This is a genomic window from Exiguobacterium oxidotolerans JCM 12280 (genome assembly GCF_000702625.1).
GTDB classification, from domain to species: Bacteria; Bacillota; Bacilli; order Exiguobacteriales; family Exiguobacteriaceae; genus Exiguobacterium_A; species Exiguobacterium_A oxidotolerans.
The window spans coordinates 81,158-99,251 of the sequence record NZ_JNIS01000001.1 but is presented as its reverse complement, the minus strand read 5'-3'; the positions used below and the strand labels follow the sequence as shown (position 1 = coordinate 99,251).

The 18,094-nt window shown below is 49.6% G+C and carries 22 protein-coding genes; 7 read left to right on the top strand and 15 right to left on the bottom strand.

All coding sequences use genetic code 11. The features are described from left to right. Window positions 1-3 precede the first annotated feature (3 nt). The 4 genes from P403_RS0100620 (at window position 4) to P403_RS0100605 (ending at window position 3,956) form a co-directional block, all read left to right on the top strand. Window positions 4-582, top strand: coding sequence for an ECF transporter S component (locus P403_RS0100620; RefSeq protein WP_029330198.1), 579 nt, complete (start codon window positions 4-6; stop codon window positions 580-582). Next, the gene (locus tag P403_RS0100615) at window positions 579-2,144 is read left to right on the top strand and encodes an ABC transporter ATP-binding protein (protein ID WP_029330196.1); all 1,566 of its coding nucleotides are present in this window, start codon (window positions 579-581) and stop codon (window positions 2,142-2,144) included. The genes P403_RS0100620 and P403_RS0100615 overlap by 4 nt, the downstream gene beginning before the upstream one ends. Further along, on the top strand, window positions 2,110-2,835 hold the full coding sequence (locus tag P403_RS0100610) for an energy-coupling factor transporter transmembrane component T family protein (RefSeq protein ID WP_029330189.1): 726 nt from the start codon (window positions 2,110-2,112) through the stop codon (window positions 2,833-2,835). The genes P403_RS0100615 and P403_RS0100610 overlap by 35 nt, the downstream gene beginning before the upstream one ends. Window positions 2,836-2,912: 77 nt before the next feature. After that, window positions 2,913-3,956: an NAD(P)/FAD-dependent oxidoreductase gene (locus tag P403_RS0100605; protein WP_029330186.1), complete on the top strand. Its 1,044-nt coding sequence runs from the start codon at window positions 2,913-2,915 to the stop codon at window positions 3,954-3,956. Between the two features lie 470 nt (window positions 3,957-4,426). Here the strand turns inward: P403_RS0100605 and P403_RS16730 are convergent, their stop codons facing one another. The 3 genes from P403_RS16730 to P403_RS0100590 form a co-directional block, all read right to left on the bottom strand. Continuing rightward, a complete protein-coding gene (locus tag P403_RS16730; protein WP_235195150.1) occupies window positions 4,427-5,290 on the bottom strand; it encodes an IS3 family transposase in 864 nt (287 codons plus the stop codon). Window positions 5,291-5,304: 14 nt separating this feature from the next. Continuing rightward, a complete protein-coding gene (locus P403_RS16725; RefSeq protein ID WP_029330182.1) occupies window positions 5,305-5,979 on the bottom strand; it encodes a helix-turn-helix domain-containing protein in 675 nt (224 codons plus the stop codon). 238 nt (window positions 5,980-6,217) lie between these two features. Then, entirely contained in the window at window positions 6,218-7,021 is an 804-nt protein-coding gene (locus P403_RS0100590) for an alpha/beta fold hydrolase (protein ID WP_029330180.1), read from the bottom strand. A 202-nt stretch (window positions 7,022-7,223) separates the two neighbouring features. Here P403_RS0100590 and P403_RS0100585 point away from each other — a divergent pair, with 202 nt between their 5' ends. After that, a complete protein-coding gene (locus P403_RS0100585; RefSeq protein WP_029330178.1) occupies window positions 7,224-8,444 on the top strand; it encodes a hypothetical protein in 1,221 nt (406 codons plus the stop codon). A 3-nt stretch (window positions 8,445-8,447) separates the two neighbouring features. Continuing rightward, complete coding sequence (locus P403_RS0100580) at window positions 8,448-9,671, top strand: hypothetical protein (protein ID WP_029330176.1); 1,224 nt, start codon at window positions 8,448-8,450, stop codon at window positions 9,669-9,671. Here P403_RS0100580 and P403_RS0100575 read toward each other — a convergent pair whose 3' ends face one another. The 7 genes from P403_RS0100575 to P403_RS0100545 all read right to left on the bottom strand — a co-directional run bounded on the left by P403_RS0100575 (window position 9,672) and on the right by P403_RS0100545 (window position 13,137). Then, window positions 9,672-9,902 carry a hypothetical protein gene (locus tag P403_RS0100575; RefSeq protein ID WP_029330173.1) on the bottom strand — a complete coding sequence of 77 codons (231 nt, stop codon included), beginning with the start codon at window positions 9,900-9,902 and terminating at the stop codon, window positions 9,672-9,674. It lies immediately after the preceding gene. 98 nt (window positions 9,903-10,000) lie between these two features. Next, on the bottom strand, window positions 10,001-10,324 hold the full coding sequence (locus P403_RS0100570) for an antibiotic biosynthesis monooxygenase (protein WP_029330171.1): 324 nt from the start codon (window positions 10,322-10,324) through the stop codon (window positions 10,001-10,003). A 68-nt stretch (window positions 10,325-10,392) separates the two neighbouring features. Continuing rightward, complete coding sequence (locus P403_RS0100565; RefSeq protein WP_029330169.1) at window positions 10,393-11,019, bottom strand: hypothetical protein; 627 nt, start codon at window positions 11,017-11,019, stop codon at window positions 10,393-10,395. Between the two features lie 102 nt (window positions 11,020-11,121). Continuing rightward, window positions 11,122-11,826: a nucleotidyltransferase domain-containing protein gene (locus P403_RS0100560; RefSeq protein ID WP_029330167.1), complete on the bottom strand. Its 705-nt coding sequence runs from the start codon at window positions 11,824-11,826 to the stop codon at window positions 11,122-11,124. A gap of 1 nt (window position 11,827) precedes the next feature. Continuing rightward, window positions 11,828-12,310: a hypothetical protein gene (locus tag P403_RS0100555; protein WP_029330165.1), complete on the bottom strand. Its 483-nt coding sequence runs from the start codon at window positions 12,308-12,310 to the stop codon at window positions 11,828-11,830. Window positions 12,311-12,340: 30 nt separating this feature from the next. Then, the gene (locus tag P403_RS0100550; protein ID WP_029330163.1) at window positions 12,341-12,625 is read right to left on the bottom strand and encodes a hypothetical protein; all 285 of its coding nucleotides are present in this window, start codon (window positions 12,623-12,625) and stop codon (window positions 12,341-12,343) included. 122 nt (window positions 12,626-12,747) lie between these two features. Beyond that, complete coding sequence (locus P403_RS0100545; protein WP_235195149.1) at window positions 12,748-13,137, bottom strand: hypothetical protein; 390 nt, start codon at window positions 13,135-13,137, stop codon at window positions 12,748-12,750. A 157-nt stretch (window positions 13,138-13,294) separates the two neighbouring features. Between P403_RS0100545 and P403_RS0100540 the strand changes: the two genes are divergently transcribed. Then, window positions 13,295-13,678 carry a hypothetical protein gene (locus P403_RS0100540; protein ID WP_029330159.1) on the top strand — a complete coding sequence of 128 codons (384 nt, stop codon included), beginning with the start codon at window positions 13,295-13,297 and terminating at the stop codon, window positions 13,676-13,678. Between the two features lie 62 nt (window positions 13,679-13,740). On the opposite strand, the gene P403_RS0100535 is transcribed toward P403_RS0100540, so the two are convergent. The 5 genes from P403_RS0100535 to P403_RS0100515 all read right to left on the bottom strand — a co-directional run bounded on the left by P403_RS0100535 (window position 13,741) and on the right by P403_RS0100515 (window position 17,994). Next, on the bottom strand, window positions 13,741-14,064 hold the full coding sequence (locus tag P403_RS0100535) for an MATE family efflux transporter (protein WP_029330156.1): 324 nt from the start codon (window positions 14,062-14,064) through the stop codon (window positions 13,741-13,743). A 95-nt stretch (window positions 14,065-14,159) separates the two neighbouring features. Beyond that, window positions 14,160-15,332, bottom strand: a complete 1,173-nt coding sequence (gene tnpB / locus P403_RS0100530) for an IS200/IS605 family element RNA-guided endonuclease TnpB (protein WP_029330154.1) — start codon at window positions 15,330-15,332, stop codon at window positions 14,160-14,162. A 327-nt stretch (window positions 15,333-15,659) separates the two neighbouring features. Next, window positions 15,660-16,571, bottom strand: a complete 912-nt coding sequence (locus P403_RS16935) for a methyl-accepting chemotaxis protein (RefSeq protein WP_029330151.1) — start codon at window positions 16,569-16,571, stop codon at window positions 15,660-15,662. Between the two features lie 156 nt (window positions 16,572-16,727). Further along, complete coding sequence (locus P403_RS0100520; RefSeq protein ID WP_029330149.1) at window positions 16,728-17,486, bottom strand: glucose 1-dehydrogenase; 759 nt, start codon at window positions 17,484-17,486, stop codon at window positions 16,728-16,730. A gap of 61 nt (window positions 17,487-17,547) precedes the next feature. Continuing rightward, window positions 17,548-17,994, bottom strand: coding sequence for a hypothetical protein (locus P403_RS0100515; RefSeq protein WP_029330147.1), 447 nt, complete (start codon window positions 17,992-17,994; stop codon window positions 17,548-17,550). Window positions 17,995-18,094 lie beyond the last annotated feature (100 nt).

Sequence of the window (18,094 nt, the reverse complement as noted above, 5' to 3'; positions counted from 1 at the left end):
AACATGAACAGTTGGAAAATGAAAGAAATCATCGTCATGATGATGTTGTCGGTTGCTTGCGGGGTACTGTACTTAGGTTGGTCGACATTGTGGTTACCGGTTTCGGCGATTTTCGGACCGGTCGGTTCAAACTGGATGTTCGGGATTTGGGTCATCGCGAGTCCGCTCGTCGCCTACATCATTCAAAAACCGGGAGCAGCACTGATTGCAGAAGTCGTCGCCGCTGCCGTCGAATTATTCACGGGGAGTCATTTCGGATTATCCGCCCTATTGATCGGCTTTGCCCAAGGGATTGGGGCGGAAATCGCCTTCGCCCTCTTCGGGTACCGGAAGTTCAACACAATGACGTTGATTCTATCCGGCATGTTCGCAGCAATCGGTAGCATGGTCTATAGTCTCGTCGTCAACGGTTTCGCCTACTATACGACGACGACCCTTCTGTTGACGTTTTCCCTTCAACTCGTCAGCGGTGCATTGCTCGGTGGATTACTTGCGAAAGTCATCGTCGATGCGCTTGTCAAAACAGGGACGTTGAACGGTTATGCGATCGGGCGTAAACGACAGAAACCGGATGCGGCATGATTCATTGTAACGACTTGTCTGTCCGCTATCCGGGGCAACATGGCACCGTCCTGCACAACGTGACGGTGACGCTACACGAAGGGGAAACGACGTTGCTCGTCGGACCGAGCGGCAGTGGGAAAACGACGTTTTTACATGTTCTCGCCGGCTTACTACCTGACGCGATTGAAGCTGATGTCAGCGGTCACTGCAAGACGAACGGAACGGTCGGAATCCTTTTTCAAAATCCGGACGACCAGTTCTGCATGCAGACCGTCGGAGCGGAAGTTGCCTTTAGTCTTGAAAATCGTTCAGTCGACCGCAGTCAGATGGATGACCGGATTGACGCCGCACTGGCACGTGTCGGACTGGACGTGCCGCTGACGACACCGATTATGCAACTGTCAGGAGGGATGAAACAACGACTCGCCCTCGCCTGCGTCCTTGCGCTTGAGCCGGATATTCTATTACTTGATGAACCGACGGCGCAACTCGATCCGGCAGGACATCGGGTTTTGATGCAACTGATTGAGGAACTCCATCACGACCGGACGTTGACGCTCGTTCTGATTGAACATCAGCTTGACCGCTGTGTGACGTTCAGCGACCGGGTGCTCGTCTTCAATCACGGGGGAACGATTTTACACGATGGTCCGCCGCATGAAATCTTCGGTCAGCATCGCGCTGAACTCGAACGACACGGTATTGCGACACCGCTCCTCTACCCGTATCAACTGGAAACGTTACCCCCCGCTTCTTCCCAGGCGACGCGGTTACGAAAAGTGAATAACAACCGTCCTCCGGTCCGACAAGACAAGACGTTCGCGCTGACACGCACCGCGTTAGGACGCCGTAAGCAAGTGATTGTCGACGACCTGTCGCTTGCAACACACAGCGGAGAATGGATCATGGTCGTCGGATCGAATGGTGCCGGTAAAAGCACGTTGCTCGAAACACTGGCGAAATTGATTCCGGCGCAAGGCGGTACGGTCCGCTTGTTCGAAAAAGAACTGCGGACATGGAAAAATCGGAGCTATTACCAACACGTCGGATTCGTCTTTCAACAGCCAGAGCTCCAATTTCTCAAGCAGACGGTCGAAGACGAGTTCGTAATCAGCATGGAGGTGCCGACGCCGGAACGGATTGAAACGGCGTTGCAATCCTACCGGTTAACCCGTGTCGCCCGTCAGTCGCCGCTCGCCCTGAGCATGGGTCAAAAGCGACGGCTCAGCGTCGCGACGATGTTGTTAGAACCAAAAGACGTCCTGTTGCTCGATGAACCGACGTTCGGTCAAGATACCGAGACGACAGGTCAACTCATCGAGATGTTCGAGCAGGCGCGATTAAACGGGACGACGCTGATCATGGTGACGCACGACATGGAGCTCGTTCATCGGCACGCTGACCGGGTGCTCGTCCTTGGTGACGGGCGACTTCAGTTCGACGGCACACCGGACACTTTGTTTAAAGACGAGACGTTACTCGAGCATAACCAACTCTCTCGTCCGTTATCGTATTTGTATCAGCAACTCGAGGAGGTGAAACGTCGTGCAGGAAAACGTCTCCCCGCTCGCGCGTATTAATCCGGCGATTAAACTGGGTGCCCTCGTTTACGTGATGGTGCTGTTGATTGCGGCACCGACGTTACGCGAGACGATGGCCTTACTTGCACTCGCTGCGGTCGGATTGGGCTGCTCAGGTTGGTCTCTGTTGACGCTCGGCAAGCGGGTCGCCCCTTACCTCATCTTGTTTCTGTTGACGTTTTGGATGATGGCAGCCTTCGGAAAAGGCAGTACGGAAGTTTGGTCATTCGGTTGGTTTCGCGTCACGGAAGAAAGTATCGGTCACGCCTGGTTGATCGCACTGCGGATGCTCGCCTTCGTCTTCCTCAGTTTGACGTTCATCGCGACGACCGACCAAACCCGGTTCGTCATGAGTCTGATTCACCAGTGCCGCCTTCCGGACCGGCTCGCATACGGGTTTTTAGCAGGGATTCGTTTTATTCCGATTTTCCAGCAGGAAATCCGGACGATCCGCCAAGCACGCCGGGTCCGGCAACAACAGTCGATTTGGCCCTGGCAGACGTTTTTCGCCATCAGTTTACCGCTTTTTACGAACAGCATCATCCGTTCGGAACAAATCGCGATTGCGATGGAAGCGCGTCGGTTTCAGGCCGAGCGGACCTATTATGTCCGTCCTGTCGTGACGCAGCAGGACCGCCTGTTTTTTGGTCTTGTTTGCTTTGGTGCTACCCTGCTTCGGATTGTCGTATGACATTCATTAGATTAACGCGGACGGATTCAGGGAATCATAGTTTCGGAAGCAGTTAATTTAAAGAAGTAGGTGAAGATTTGAAACGAATCGTATTAGTCGGGGCAGGTCATGCCCATTTAGAATGTATCAAGGAAGGAACGCATCCGGATGTTGAATGGATCGTCATCAATCCGTCCCGTTATCAGTATTATTCAGGAATGTTTTCCGGTCTTGCGGACGGCACGTATCAACTCGAGGAGACGCGGGTCGATGTCAAAGCACTCTGTTCTCGTCACGGAAAGACATTGATGGAGGACCGTGTCACGCGGATCGATCCGCAAACGAAACAAGTTTTCTGTCAGTCAGGCGAAATCATTTCTTACGACGTTGTATCGTGTAACATCGGTTCGAATGATTGGAATCTCTCAGAGGCGACGGCACGCGTCACGATCAAGCCGAATTATCAAATCGATCAGGCGCTCCGTCAGTTTAAAGAGGCATCGTCGCCCGTCATCGTCGGCAGCGGTGCTGCTGCGATCGAGATGGCAGCGTCATTCCAATCAGACGGTTGTCCGGTCACGCTCGTTCATGATGAACCGCTCCTCGCAGGACACTCGGCAGAAGCGAGCATCCTTGACCGGTTGGATACGCTGGGTGTGACACGCATCGTCGACCGGTTCGTCTCTCTTGATGAACAAACCGTCCGGCTCCAGTCGGGTCAATCATTCAAATCGGATGCCGTCCTGTTTTTAGGTGGCGCGTCAGCACTGGATTTGTTCAAGGCGTCTAGCCTCTATTGTGACGAGCGTGGATTTTTGCTCGTCCACGAGACGTTCCAGTCGCTAGAGGACCCCTCTCTGTTTGCCGTCGGCGACTGTGCGACGCTCGCCGCATATCCGAACACACCGAAGAACGGGGTAACCGCCGTCCGGCAAGCCCCGGTCTTGCTTGAGAATCTCCTTCGTTTCGTCAATCAGGAACGGTTGCGGACGTTCCGGCCGCAAGGGCGTTACTTGACGATTCTTTCGATGGGACATCAGCAAGGGACCTTGCTTTACGGACGACACTATCAGACGAATCATTTGAGCTGGCGTTTGAAACAATGGATCGATCGCCGGTTCATCAAAAGTTATACGACGTAAAGAACTCGAATTTCGAATGAACTGGGAGTGCGGTTCAAGACGGAACGTGCACTAAGATGTCTGACTGAACCTCCTAAAACAGAGAGACATTCATTGCTCAATCTAGACCCAAAAACAGCCATCGCATACTTACGATGGCTGTTTTTGGGTCTAGAAAAACTCTTGTGAAGCATAAACAGGCGATATCGAGATGAGATGCAATTCGTTCGCGTTTCCCTGTCTCGCCTCGTCTTCAAAGCGGCAATCGTCCGCGCCGCTACAGCAAAGCTGCAGGGTCGCGACCGATTGCTTTTCGCGGTTCTAAGCGATTCGAGACGGATTGCGCCCTATACCGTCTGCATGACTAGCTTTTCGTCATAGTGTTACCTAAAAAGCGTCACGTTTCGTTGACTCCTATGGGAAAAGTGCGTTTTTAACGCACTGTCTGAACTGCTCCCCGTCAAGTAGACAGGTCAAATAATATAAATTTTTTAAACGGCTTGAGCCCTGAATTCCAGCGGACTTAAGCCGTTTAATCGTTTTTGATACCGCAGCTCATTATAAAATCGAATGTAGCGTCGGATTGCATCGTGGAGTTCATCGAACTCCTCGAATGTATGAAGATAGTAGCTTTCACACTTTAGCGCTCCCCAAAAAGATTCGATTGGACCATTATCGATGCATTTACCGGCACGGGACATGCTTTGTGTGATCCCAGCTTGTTGAGTCATATGATGAAAGGCATTTGACGTATATTGAAACCCACGGTCACTATGAAGAAGAGGGAAGCTACCAGGATCATCATCCAAGGCGAGTTTTAGCGTATCGAAGACGAGCTGACTGTTATTCGAACGACTTAGCACAAATGAACGAATTGATCCATCATACAAATCGAGAATTGCACTTAAATAAGCCTTTTTTGAGGTGCCGTATTTGAATTCCGTGATATCTGTTAACCATTTCTGATTCGGTTTTTCCGCATGGAATTCACGATTCAGAAGATTTTCTGCCGTTTGTCCGGGTATGGTTCTCATATATTTCGGTCGTGTTCGACGAATGACGCAACGAATGCCGGCGATTCGCATCAAGCGACGAACCCGTTTATGATTAACCGTTCTGTTAAATTGGCGATCTAGATTCAAGACCATTCGTTCACATCCATAGACTCCATCTACCGACTCATGAATAGATGTCAGCTCTTCAATGATCATGATGTTCTCTTCTTCGCGTACCGTCGGTACACGATTTAACCATTTATAATAGGCAGCACGGGATACGTCCGCAAAACGACAGAGGGCGACAATCGAATAGCCGAACTGGTCCGCCAACGATTGTATAGCCTTGTACTTATCCAAATTTCGGACTTGGTCTAACCTCTCCCCCTTTCGAACTCCTCTAGCTTTTTTAAGAACTCATTTTCCATTCGAAGAAGCTCGTTCTCTTGCTCAATCTTTTTCATCTCGATGGAGAGGCGTTCCACGTCCGTCAGTTCCTCAAACGGTTTCGTACGTCCACGGCTATCCATCAGTCCGTCAATCCCATTCTTTTCATACTTTTGAACCCACTTGTAGATTTGTTGGTAGGAGACCCGGTGGGTCTTCGCAGTTTCTTTATACTTCTTTCCATTTTTAAGACAGTCGCTGACTATACTAACGCGTTCTTCGAATGTCGTGATTCTTCCTCTGGTCATAGCGAATCGCTCCTTTAGTAGTGTGTCTTCACTACGACCATTATAGTTTGAAATCCAACGTCTGAGTACGCTTGCACTGGAGATGTTTAATTTTATGATGACGTCCATGACGGGCTCACCTTTTTCTAGCACGTCGCGTACGGCTCGCTCTTTAAACTCATTGGAATACTTCGTGCATACCGACCGTTTCTCCAAAGCTGAGATACCGCCTTGACGATACATCTGTCTCCATCTGAGTAGGGTCGATTGTGTGACCCCGAAGAGTCTTGCGACTTCCCACAACGTGGACACTCCTTCTTCATAAGTTTGGATGGCATATAGTTTTTCACTAGCGGAACGCTTGAATTTGGACATAGAAAAAAGCTCCTTTCAAAAGTAAACAGTTTTTCTTATTTCAACTGTCTACTTTTTGGGGAGCATATCAGTCAGAGGCAGGCAAGACCCTGCTTCTTGTCCGTTAGGACGAAGGAGCAACGGCTTGCGCCTCGCCCGAGGAAAGCAACGAAAAAAGACGCTTGATTTCCCGATAGCACGTTGTCTACAGTTTGAAACAGCCATCGCAAGTATGCGATGGCTGTTTTTGTGTCATTGATTATTTTAAGAACGCAAGTAAGGTGTCGTTGAATTTTTCGCGTTCATCGAGTACCGTCCCGTGCCCACTCTCTTCAAATGGTTCAATCCGTGAGTTCGGGATTGCTTTTTGCATCTCTTCCGCAAATTCAAACGGACAGACTTTATCTTTTTTGCCGTGAATGATTAACGTCTCGACGTCAATCTGCGGCAATTCATCCCGTAAGTCTTCGTCGCGCAAGGCGATTGCCGATAAAATCGTGCCGTGAGAAGAGGCTGCGACACTCAAATTGTGGAACCATTGTGTCAGTGGTTCTGAATGTTCTTGTTCAAAGAAGATTTTTCCGAACCCTTCAAGCATCGCCGGACGGTCTTTTCTTGTATCGGCAATCAAGTCATCGACTTCGTCTTTTGTCATGCCGTACGGGTACCCTTCCCGTTGCGTGAAGACCGGTGCTGCAGCACCCGCAAGAATCAATTTCGAGATTTTGCTCGATCCGTGGTTGAGCAGATAGCGTAACGCAATCCCGCCACCCATTGAAAAGCCGAGTAACGCTGCGTCTTTCAGTTCAAGCTGCGTGATGACTTGATCGATGTCAGATGCCATCGTTGCATAATCATATCCGCTGGCTGGAGCATCCGATTTGCCGTAGCCGCGGTAGTCAACCCCGATGTAACGGTAGCCGGCGTCGAGTAAGGCATTCTTTTGATATTCGAACATGTTGTTATTCGCTGGCCATCCGTGTAACATGACGACCGGTTGTCCTGAACCGACATCCTCGACATAAATCTGTGTTCCGTCAACTGCTTGAATGAATGTACCCATTTGAATAACCCCCATGTAGTAGTAAATTCGTGCATAATTTAGTGATTCCCCGTTCAAGTAGATGATTAACATCTTAAAGTTAAAAGATTAAAAACAGATAAATTATGGAAATTATTTATGGTAAAATAATCATAAAAAGATTTTTGGGGGGATTGTCATTAAATCATGGTCACTGGCATTAGGACTGGCCTGCAGTCTCGTCTTGACCGGGTGCGGTCAAGAACGTTTATTGAAGCTTGATTCCGTACCGGCGTATTGGTCAGCCGAAAGTTTTGTCGATCATCAATTCGTAGACGATGTACCGGCAGAACAGAAAAAACAGATGTTAAAAACGTGTATGAACAAAAAAACGGTGGAACTGCCATCATCCTACCGGATCCTCAATACATATGAGATGTACTTTTCCTTAAAAACGCTCGAAATGTATGGAGCCCAAACCGAAGTCTTTTATCTCGCTGAAAAAGAAAACCTGTACCTCGCCTGCCGGTCGCGGGATACGCATCAATTAAAAATTCATCCGGTCAAGGCGAAAGACCATCCCTGGGTGAAGGTAGACCAAGGAACGGACAAAAAACCCTTGCAGGCGCCGACATTTTTCCCGGTGACGGAAAAACAACGGACACGTCATGCGGAGCAAAATCGCGAAGCAAAAACAGAAGGTGATTTCAGCCGTCGTCTCGCACCCTTCCATAACTTACATATGCCGATTGCGGGACAGGTACTCGTCATCCTGACAGAGAACAACAAAGAGCATGTTTTCGTCGATGTCCCGACGTCATTCCTCAACCAGACAACAGACTTTTATTTAACGACACGTCGAAGCAGTAACGGGGCAAATGCGACCTATCATTCGATTAATTTTGAAAGTCCGGGTTGGTACTTGCAGGACCGAATCGTGATGACGACCTATGACCAGGAGAAAGTCGACATGAAGTACCATTCCTTACCGGAGACACTTACGGCGAATCAAACGATTCCGTATGTCACGTTACGCGCAAAAAATGACTTAGGTGATATGGAAGAAAAAACCTTGTCGTTACGGTATCAACCGGTCTATCAGAAGGTGAAGTTATTTGAAATGGACGATGAAGAACGACATGCCGGAATCGAAGGGTTCCTCCACCCGACGATCGAATCCCTGCAAGAAGGGAACATCCGGAAAATCGGAATCGTAACCGACGAGTTATCGCAGGTCCTCGCGAACGAACTGAAACAGGTCACCCTCGAGCAACCGCAAGGCCAAAAGCCGACGCTGCAGTATTTAACACTCGTTGACAACGGGAAGACACAGACGTTCACTGTGTATTTAAAAAATCGCGCCCAGAAAACGGATGTTTACCTGCAAGACGCGACTTCAAAAAAAGGTACAAAATTGTCAGGTGAGCTGGCTGCACAGCTCGCGGAACAGATTGAGGGGGAATGAGGTATGCGCATACGGTTCGTGTTGGCACTCTGCCTCGTATTCTTAAGTGGTTGTGCTGAAGATCCGGAACCGGTCCGGTTCAGCTATGTACCGGACCTGTACGATACGTTAAACGTCAGCGACTTCAAAAGTGCCGATCCGAAACTGGGTAGCCTGATTCAAGAAGTCTGCCATCAAAAAAAGGTCAAGCCACCAACACAGTATACAGTGGGTGACCATTATTACGTCTCGCTCGTCAACATCGGACTGTTCGTCGAAGGGACGCGGGCGACGTACATCGAGTCGGACGGACGACCATATCTTTATTGTGATGACATGCGACATCGACCGACGTTCCATTCGTTAACGAAAAAACAAACTTCGTTTTCAACATCGGACTTGACGAAACCGGTGAAAAAGATTGAAATCAAGGCCGTCGATTCAAAAAGTCGTCAACTGTACAGCGATCTGGTCGACAAGGTACGTAAGTCGCAAAGGCAGTTGGTGTTGCCGACGACGGGATACCTCGTCATCCGGGCGACGAACGATCAGACGAAAGAAACGAGCGTCACGAATGTGATGGAATTGACGCCGTTCGTCCACGGGATACCGCACTTCGTATTTATTGATAATACGTACATGGACGACCGATACCAGATTCGTCTGCACCTGCTTTCGGACGGAATGAATATTTTGGCGGAAGAGCCGGTTTTCGCGGCAACGGACGCCGTCAAAGCGAAATTTTACCCGGCAGAACCGAACAGTCAGGGTGAGTATGGATTGCTACATGTCACAACGACATCAGGAGAACGGTCGCGCTATACGTTGACTGTCAGACAAGAGTCCGAGCTACCGCAAGGCATCAAGCTGCTACCGGATGACGACGACAGTTCGGAGTCACCCTACCATGCCGTTTTTCATGACCGACCGTTTCCAAAGGTTGACTACACACAAAAAACGCCCTATGACGAATTGAACGAGCAGGAATTCCTGATGACATCCGTCGAAGAAATGAAGACGTTGACCGGATTGATCAAGCAAAGTCAGGTCGCGGAGAAAAAGGGAAAACTCGCAGAACGGTCCTATTTGACGCTCTTTAACGGAGATCAAGCACAACAGTATCGGATTTATCTCGACCGACGTGTCAAAAAGACGGATATCTACCTGGAAGACCGGACGCGGAAAATCAGTTTTAAATTGACGCCGGAAGCACGGGACTTACTGCTCGATTCCTATCAGATCAACTGATTAGAATAAAAAATGCTGGGTGACATAAATAAGACAGCATACGAGGATGAAGACGATGCCTTCTTGCAACCATTCTGCACGGGACAGCGGTTCCCGCAAAAACGAGGCGCAACCGATCAGGATGGCAAAAAAGTAGAGATAGACGAATCCACCAGACAGTAAAAAACCGAGGATCAATACCATGCCGAATACTACGGTCATACCGGATACAATCAGTTTCCGTCGCGTCATTCTGTCTCACCTCTGTTGTCCGTTTTAACTCTTTTACCCATTTATGCGAAAGAACATGTAAAATGCCTGACATCCGAAGAACGGGTGTCAGGCATTTTTTAGAGATGCGGATGATCGGCGACGACGGCATATTCCGTCACGGCATTGGAGAGGACGAGCGGTTTGACTTCAGAAGTCCCCGCGTCGCGTTTTTTGTGGACGCCTTTATATGCCTGGCTCGCTTGCCAGGCATGGAAATCTGCTTGTTTTCCCCATGTCGTCATAATCGTCACGATATCATGTTCGTCCTGACTGATATCGACGAGCACTTGCATCCGGATAAATCCTTCCATCTCTTCAATTCCTTTTGTCGTCTTAAAGCGCGCCGCTACTTGGTCGGACTTCCCTTTGACGACGCGTAGTTGATTCATTACGATCCACATATCGATTCCTCCCTTGTTCACTGCAACTAGTATACCGAACGAGAAGACGAGTGCCCACTCTTGATGCTTCAGTCGATGGTGTTCGACAAGAAGCGGAACCGTTCTGCGCCTGAGGCATCGACCGCATGGAGGTCAAAGAACAGTGATTTCGGAAAAGCTTGCGGGAGCTTTTGCACTGTATGGAACCGCTCCTTCGTCGCGACGTCAAATGTACGTGTCATCGCTTCAATAGCGCGGGTTTCTTCGACGCCGTTCGTCAACGAGACCTTATAAGGCGCGATCGTCAAATGGTCAATCAGGCGACGGTCATTTTCCCCGACAACAATCAGGAAACGCCCGGCGTCCGTATCGATGACATCCCCTTCCGCCCACTCTTGTCCGTCGTGTACGGTGCGGTGCGTAACGTGGGTGACGGCATACGTTGCCTCTTTACGCCGTAAGACAATTAAGTAGCGCGTCGTCTTCGTCTCTGCATAAGCGACCGCTTGCGTGTCACTCAATGCTTCGGTCCAGTAGACCTCTTTCGTCGTAAGCGGAATGGTCGCATTTTTGTTGAAACCGGCGACGACCGCCTGCGGTGTTAACTCAGGGGCCGGATCATGGAACGCGGCGGAATGGTTGTCGTGTTGTAAAAATAAGAAACAACCAATCCCGACAAGGAAACTACTGATGAGCCATATAAATTGTTTCTTCATACAATTCTCTCCTTATGTACGCGACAATTGGAACGACCGGTTGATGGTTTCGTCTAGTTCTTTAGCATAACAAAGACCCGCTCGTCGCAACAAGAGCAGGTCCTATTTCCCGATGGAAAATCCGTCAAAGTGTCGTCCGCCATGTTGCATTAGCCACGTCTCGATTAATGAAATGACGGCTTGTTTCTCATCAAAACGGAAATAACGGTCGAAAGCGTCCGAGAATCGGTCAGCATCTGCTTGACTGAGGGCAGTCAGTTCACGCGGCAACCATTTCCCTTGACCGAGCCAGCGTCCGGATGCCGTTAAGTGAAAACTGGCGGCTTGATCGAAAAGACGTGTTGCGATGGCGAGTCCTTCCGTCCGGTCCTCTACCCCGATGAAGTCATCGAGCAGATCCGTCAAAAAATAGCGGTTCTGATTTAATTGTTCAACGGTCCATGGCGTTGGTCCGGCAAGCAATTGGCGCGACGCTTCCGCTTTCAACTGGTCGACGAGTGGATGCACCCGGATTGGCACCGCTTCCGCGACCATCCGTTGCAGCGAAGGGCGTCGACGCGCCCGATCCGCTTCGAAAAAGTCGGCAATCGTCGCTTCCGTGTAAATGAACGCTTCGACGGGGTATCCTTCATACAGAAACGATTCCCGGTAGGTGCGTGCTCCTGTTGGCATGAGGACGATCAGGTCGATATCAGACGTTGCTGTCGCCCGTCCGCGGACATGACTACCGGCAATCATGGCTGCTAAGGACTTGGGAAACCGGTCGCTGACGAGTTCATTCGTAAGTGTAAGGATTTCTGTATTCATGTCAATCCGTGACCCGGTCCTGGAACAAGGCGTTATCACTGGCGAAAACGGCAAGCTCGTCCCCTGGTACAGCGACGATCGAGGCCGTTGCCTCAGCATTCAACCGTAAATCGACCGTCCAGGATTCATAATACGTGTCCGAGCCGTTAACGACGAGTGTCTTCCCGGAACTGAACGTCAGGAAAAGATGCGGGATCGTTTTCCCGATCCGGACCCCTGTAATCCGTTCAGTATGTAAAGTCACGATCAAATGCAACATCTCTTCTTTCGTCATATGACGGACGACCCAGTCTTTTGAAGATTCGACGTCCCCATAATAGAGGCGGTCGGTTTCAATCCGTAACGAAATTTCCGGATTCATCGCATCGTAGAGATTAATGAAATCCAGGCTGACGAAACTCGCCAAGTGAATCGTCGAGAGTTGGGTTCCAGTTAAGTAAGTCGTTAAAAGTTTTCTCGCAAGTTGGTGATCTTCTTTGTTCATATGTAGACACCTCTTCATGTAAGTTTTAAGTCAGTTCAAGATAATTTCGAGTCCATACATCACCGTCATCAGTCCAGTCATCGCAAGCAGCAGACACACTAACACGATTTGCAGGATGCCCGTATACACGTGCCGCACCTGACTGAGTGGCACGATCGAACAAGCCGACAACAAGATACCCGTGTAAAACAACCAGCTGAACGGATGGGTAACGATGGTCCGGAAATAGCCGCTCAAGACGAGACTCGAGACAATCAAATAGAGGATCGAGGAGCTGACGACGACAGGGCTCGACCGACGCAATACATGATTCAAAAGCGTACCTCCTCTTAAAAAGAATCTTTCTTTCAACAAATTTACCACATATTAGTAAGTCGCGGGAGTCTTAAAGAAAAAGGAATCCCATCGGTAACGATAGAACTCCTCTTCAGACCGACTCAGTCTGCTTTCTTTAAGATGTTGAGTAACCATTTTTGCAAGTCTTTTCCGCCTTCGTAAAAAGAGCTGTCACGTAGTTCGAACGTGTGCCCCCCCTGTTTGATTGCTTCGTTAAACGTATCTCCGAGATCACGGTTCTCCCATTTGCGTTCATCATTCAAGTATTTAAAGCCGAAGTTACATTCGACGTTAAAAATAATGTGGAACGGTTCTTTAAATGAGTTGACGGCCCGAACCATCTCGAGCAGGATCATCCGCTTCGGTGTCGATTGTTTAATCGTATCGATCGTCGTCGTCCGGCGCCCGTGAAACTCGACGACGCGGACGGCCCGGCCCTGGTCTGCTTTAAAATCATAACTTGTTCGAATCGAGACGATAATTTCTCGCATACTTTCTGTCATATCCTCACTGCCTTTCTTTCGTCTTCGAGTATACCACCTGCTCCCGCCTTCCTTGAAGAAAAAAATGTAGTGTTCCGACCTAAGACGGATTGTGCACTGCCATAATTTGTATTAAAATGAAGGAAATGACGAAAGGAGCCCTGTTTTGAAACCGTTATTTTCCATTATCCTGACTGTTTGCTTAGTCTTCACCGGTTGTTACTGTTCGCTTGAAGCACGGACAGACGACCCGCACTTCAAATCACGGACACGTTCGATTTCGACGTATCATACATTCGACATTGAATTTTCACATGGACTCCGCGCTGATCAAGTCTCGAACCGAACCGTCACCGTCACCGATTCGACGGGGGAACGGATGCAAAATGAACTCGTTGTCATCGATGGGAAAGAGTTGCGGATTAAGCCGCCACGCTCTGGGTATCGGAAAGGACGACAATACATCATACATATCCGTGACTCGATCGATGCCCGAAAACAATTGAAAACAACGACTGTCCGCGAACGGATTTTCACTGTTGATCGTTAACAGGGGGATTCGTTTTTTTGGTAATTCGATGCGTTCATAACGTCCAGCATTTATGTGACACCTTACCGTATGCCGCTCAGGCGTGTGCGGGAGGGTGCTTTTTTTTGCGTACGCCGTTCTGCTAAATGGAGCGAACCGGACCGCACCAGTCCAAAGCCGATGAATGCGAGCCAGACCCCGTGGTTGCCGATCCAGTTCACAGACAGCAACAGCACGGCAAATGTGATAAACCCTTGAATCATCGAATTTCGGACCGGTTTACCTTCAGTGCGTCCGGCGAACACGCCTTCGTACAGCATCGCAAATCCGCCGGTCAACGGGAAAATCAGAATCCAGTTATAATAGACACTCGCAACGAGCAAAAGTTCCGAGTCAGCCGAAAACAAGCGGAGAAATGGTTGCTGGCTTGAACTACCTCCACCTACGCTTCGCTTAGAGGTGGAGGATTCCTGAGTAATCCGACCTAACGGTCGAAAATTGATCAGGCTAGCCCCGTCGTCCCGACGGTTGAAGAAGCTAAGAGGCGTTCAGCTTCTCGTTTGAGGTTCAGTCCTGCATTCACATCGCGGTCGTGATGGATGCCGCAACTCGGGCATGTCCATTCACGCAAGCCAAGATGTTTCACGTCTTTGTGTTGATGTCCGCAACGGGAGCACAGTTGACTAGAGGCGAAGGTCTTGCCGACTTTCACGACGGTCTTTCCGTACCATTCCGCCTTGTATCCGAGCATGCGGAAGAACTCCGACCAACTGACCTCGGAGATGGACTTGCTCAACTTGCGATTCTTCTGCATGTTCTTCACCTGCAAGGTCTCGATGCCGATGACGTCGTGGTTTTTGACGATCTCGGTCGATACCTTGTGCAGGAAATCGGTTCGCTTGTTCGCGATCTTCTCGTGGATGCGGGCGACCTTCCGCTTCTGCTTCTGATAGTTCTTCGCCTCGGAAAGTGTTACTTTCTTGTCCAAGGCCAACCGTTGACGACGAGAGAGCTTACGTTGTTCACGTGCGAGCTTTTTCTCAAGCGAGCGGAAGTAACGGTCATTCTTGTACACCGTGCCGTCCGACAGGATGGCGAAGTGCTTCAACCCGACATCGACGCCGACGGATGAGCCCGTCTTCGGCAGTTCGTTGCTCTCCTGCTCGACGAGCAGGGAGACGAAGTATTTTCCTGAAGCGTTCCGCCGGATGGTCGCGTTCAAGATGCGTCCGACGACCTGCCTCGAGTTGGCGAAACGAACCCACTTCAGCTTTGGAATTTTGATCGTGTTGCCGACGATCGAGACTTCTGGAAGCTGAGACTTGCCTTGAATGTTCGTCTTGTACGATTGAACGGGGTTGCACTTCGACTTGAAGCGGGGTCGTTCGTTCTGCTTCTTAAAGAAGCGGTCAAAGGCATCAGCAAGATGCTTGACGCTTGTCTGCACAGACGTGCTATCGACTTCTTTCAACCAGTCGAACGCCTGCTTCAACGACGGGAGTTCTTTCGAACAAGACCCGTAGGACAGTCCTTTACCTGTCGCTTTGTATGTCTCATCCCACTTCGCCAAGAAGTGGTTGAAGACGAAGCGCGAACAACCGATCGTCTTCGCGATCAGGATTTCCTGCTCTTTTGTCGGGTATATTCTGAATTTGTAGGCCTTGTAAGTCAACATGAGGTTCACCTCCTTACAAAGGATATACCCGAAAGAGAGGGTGGCGATTCATCTCCCACTTTCACTAGGGCTTCACCCGGATCGTTTAGAAGTGGGCGTATTCTCGCCTGATTTTGATAAAACTCGGGCGTCAACGACGGACCCTTCTTTCATGATATACAACGTATCCGTAGAATGTAAGGCATAAGCTGATTTGCGGGCGACCTCTATTTCAGTAGGATCCTTGTTCAGAGTATGGCGTGTCGATTTCACTACAAACAAAAAACTTCCTTTCGGTTCTCCTGTCTAGAGACCCACAAAAGGAAGTTCTGGTAGCATGTGTTATTTTCAAAGGACATGGACAAAATCTTTCGCTTGACGCTCAAGTTGCTTAGCAGACTCAGCGAGTAACTCAAACTCGCTGACAGCGTGTTCCAACTGCCCGCTGCTCGTCTGGACTTTTGTTGAAATCTGTTCGATGCTCGTTGAGACGGTCTCAATCCGCTTAACGATTCCTTCGATGTTTTCTTTGATTTCGCCAATCGACTGGGAGACTTTATTGGATAAATTCCGGACTTCCGTCGCGACGACGTTAAACCCACGCCCGTGTTCTCCCGCCCGTGCCGCTTCGATTGCCGCATTCAAGGCAAGTAAGTTCGTTTGTGCTGCAATCTCCCGTATCGTTTTGACAATGTCATTGATCGAGTCGGCCTCTGTTTGGAGAGCGACGAGGTTAGCCAGATTTTTTGTTGACTCTGCTTCAATCTGCTGGACGGTCGCGAGAACCTGTAACCCGTCTTGCCGACCGCTATCAGATTTTATGGTCAAAAAAGCGGAAGTCTCATTTAGCGCTTCTGCCATCCGGAGCACGTCTTGCTGACGCACCGTGATATCCGATACGATTTTCGAGACACCGATGACACGCCGTCCGTCCCCGAAGATTGGCATATACGTCGCTTCGAGCCATTTACGTTCGCCCTCTGCCGTCCGCCGTTCGATTTTATCTTGATACGTAATCCCTTGCAGCAGCTTCCGCCAAAACGCTTCATAGGCCGCACTCGTGGCAAACTCCGGAAAACACAGATCGCGGTGGTACTTGCCGATCAGTTCCTTCGCCTGATACCCCATCGTCTCGGCAAATAAGTCATTCACGTACGCAATTTTACGTTGGTCATCAAATCGGATGATGGCGAGATTTTGTTCAATGGCGCGGATGACATGTGCATCCGTGACGTGTTGTGTACTTTGCTCAAGGGACATCTCAGAATTCCTCCTTTAGTTGAAAAACGAGAAAACAAAAAGATGACGAGTCGGTTAGTCATCTTAAAGTATTAGCGACTAGATGAAATAATCCTTTAAATTGTCTGAATATTTCTATTTTTATCCATGAATCGCTAGTTTTTACCTCCTTTTTCGTTAATAGGCACTCCATCCGCCATCGGCGACGACGATTGCACCATTGATGAAACTCGCTTCATCCGAAGCAAGGAACAAGGCGAGCTGTGCGATTTCGTCAGGTTGTCCGGTTTTAGGATTCAAGCCCATCCCGAGCATCGTCCGTCCCATCCCGAACTCACTGATGTTCGTCATCGACTGTCCGATGTTCGTCTCGACGGCACCGGGCGCGATTCCGTTACAGCGAATCCCTTCTTGTGCATACATGAACGCCGTGTTTTTCGTCAGACCGACGACGGCGTGTTTGGAGGCGGCGTACGCAGCACCGGCACGCGCTCCGTTTAGTCCACCGATTGAGATGTTATTGATGATGTTTCCTGAACCTTGTGCACGAAATAAAGGAATCGCAAGACGCATCGTCCGCATGACCGCCGTCGTGTTGATGGCGAGGACGCGGTCCCAGCGTTCATCGGTCAGCTCGTCAACCCCTTCCATCCCGTCCATGATTCCGGCATTGTTGACGAGAATATCCAATTGTCCGTAAGCCGCTAACGTCTCGTCAAACAGTTGTTTGATTGCTTCAGCAGACGTGACATCCGTTTTGATGGCAGTTGCTGTCCCGCCCGCTGCTTCAATCGACGCAACGACTGTTTTCGCCCCGTCAAGCTGAATATCAGACACGATGACGCGTGCCCCTTCAGCTGCAAACCGCTCCGCGATTGCCTTCCCCATTCCGGACGCTGCCCCCGTCACGATGCCTACTTTCTGTTCGAGTCTCATGTTTTTTCATCCTCTCTGCTTAAACACGACGATTTTACTCGTCTTTACCCGTTTCGACGTGTCATTTCACTTCAATCACGAAAGCCGAGTTCCCGTCCCCTTGCTTCCAATCAGCGATGACATGATACACATAGATTCCGCGCGCATCAGGTGCTTTGAGTTGTTCGTCTTGCAGCGTAACTGTCTGTCTTGTCTCTGCATCTTGCCACTGTTCGATTTTTAAATCGTCCGGCGTAGGACCGTCATGAAAGGCAATCGTAATCGGTGACGCCGATCGGACCACGGTCGGCTTCAATTTTTCTGTCATTTCGAGCGGGTTCGCATAGATATAGTCGACACATTGTCCCCGTATGAGACCATGCCAGCAATAGGATCCTTGCTGCGTCGGGATCGTTTGGCTTCCGACCGACACGTCAGGAAGCGGCGGTTGATTTCGGAATGGTTCAATGATGAAAATCAATCCAATCACAAGTAAGATGACGATTAAACGAATCGTCCGTCGTTTCATACGAACCAGCTCCTATTTTTCATAAGTGTCCTCCGTAGGTTTGCCGTGCAGCAAAACAGGCAATAACTCAAAAGTGAGCATAAATCAGTGAAGCAACTAC

What these genes read in the sequence shown, in the direction of transcription:
- P403_RS0100580 (WP_029330176.1), top strand. Translation starts at nt 8,448, where the DNA reads ATGCGCATACGGTTCGTGTTGGCACTCTGCCTCGTATTCTTAAGTGGT.
- P403_RS0100615 (WP_029330196.1), top strand. Translation starts at nt 579, where the DNA reads ATGATTCATTGTAACGACTTGTCTGTCCGCTATCCGGGGCAACATGGC.
- P403_RS0100620 (WP_029330198.1), top strand. Translation starts at nt 4, where the DNA reads ATGAACAGTTGGAAAATGAAAGAAATCATCGTCATGATGATGTTGTCG.
- P403_RS16725 (WP_029330182.1), bottom strand. Translation starts at nt 5,979, where the DNA reads ATGTCCAAATTCAAGCGTTCCGCTAGTGAAAAACTATATGCCATCCAA.
- P403_RS0100515 (WP_029330147.1), bottom strand. Translation starts at nt 17,994, where the DNA reads ATGAAACGACGGACGATTCGTTTAATCGTCATCTTACTTGTGATTGGA.
- P403_RS0100555 (WP_029330165.1), bottom strand. Translation starts at nt 12,310, where the DNA reads ATGAACAAAGAAGATCACCAACTTGCGAGAAAACTTTTAACGACTTAC.
- P403_RS0100565 (WP_029330169.1), bottom strand. Translation starts at nt 11,019, where the DNA reads ATGAAGAAACAATTTATATGGCTCATCAGTAGTTTCCTTGTCGGGATT.
- P403_RS0100560 (WP_029330167.1), bottom strand. Translation starts at nt 11,826, where the DNA reads ATGAATACAGAAATCCTTACACTTACGAATGAACTCGTCAGCGACCGG.
- P403_RS0100520 (WP_029330149.1), bottom strand. Translation starts at nt 17,486, where the DNA reads ATGAGACTCGAACAGAAAGTAGGCATCGTGACGGGGGCAGCGTCCGGA.
- tnpB (WP_029330154.1), bottom strand. Translation starts at nt 15,332, where the DNA reads ATGTTGACTTACAAGGCCTACAAATTCAGAATATACCCGACAAAAGAG.
- P403_RS0100590 (WP_029330180.1), bottom strand. Translation starts at nt 7,021, where the DNA reads ATGGGTACATTCATTCAAGCAGTTGACGGAACACAGATTTATGTCGAG.
- P403_RS0100570 (WP_029330171.1), bottom strand. Translation starts at nt 10,324, where the DNA reads ATGTGGATCGTAATGAATCAACTACGCGTCGTCAAAGGGAAGTCCGAC.
- P403_RS0100545 (WP_235195149.1), bottom strand. Translation starts at nt 13,137, where the DNA reads ATGCGAGAAATTATCGTCTCGATTCGAACAAGTTATGATTTTAAAGCA.
- P403_RS16935 (WP_029330151.1), bottom strand. Translation starts at nt 16,571, where the DNA reads ATGTCCCTTGAGCAAAGTACACAACACGTCACGGATGCACATGTCATC.
- P403_RS0100575 (WP_029330173.1), bottom strand. Translation starts at nt 9,902, where the DNA reads ATGACGCGACGGAAACTGATTGTATCCGGTATGACCGTAGTATTCGGC.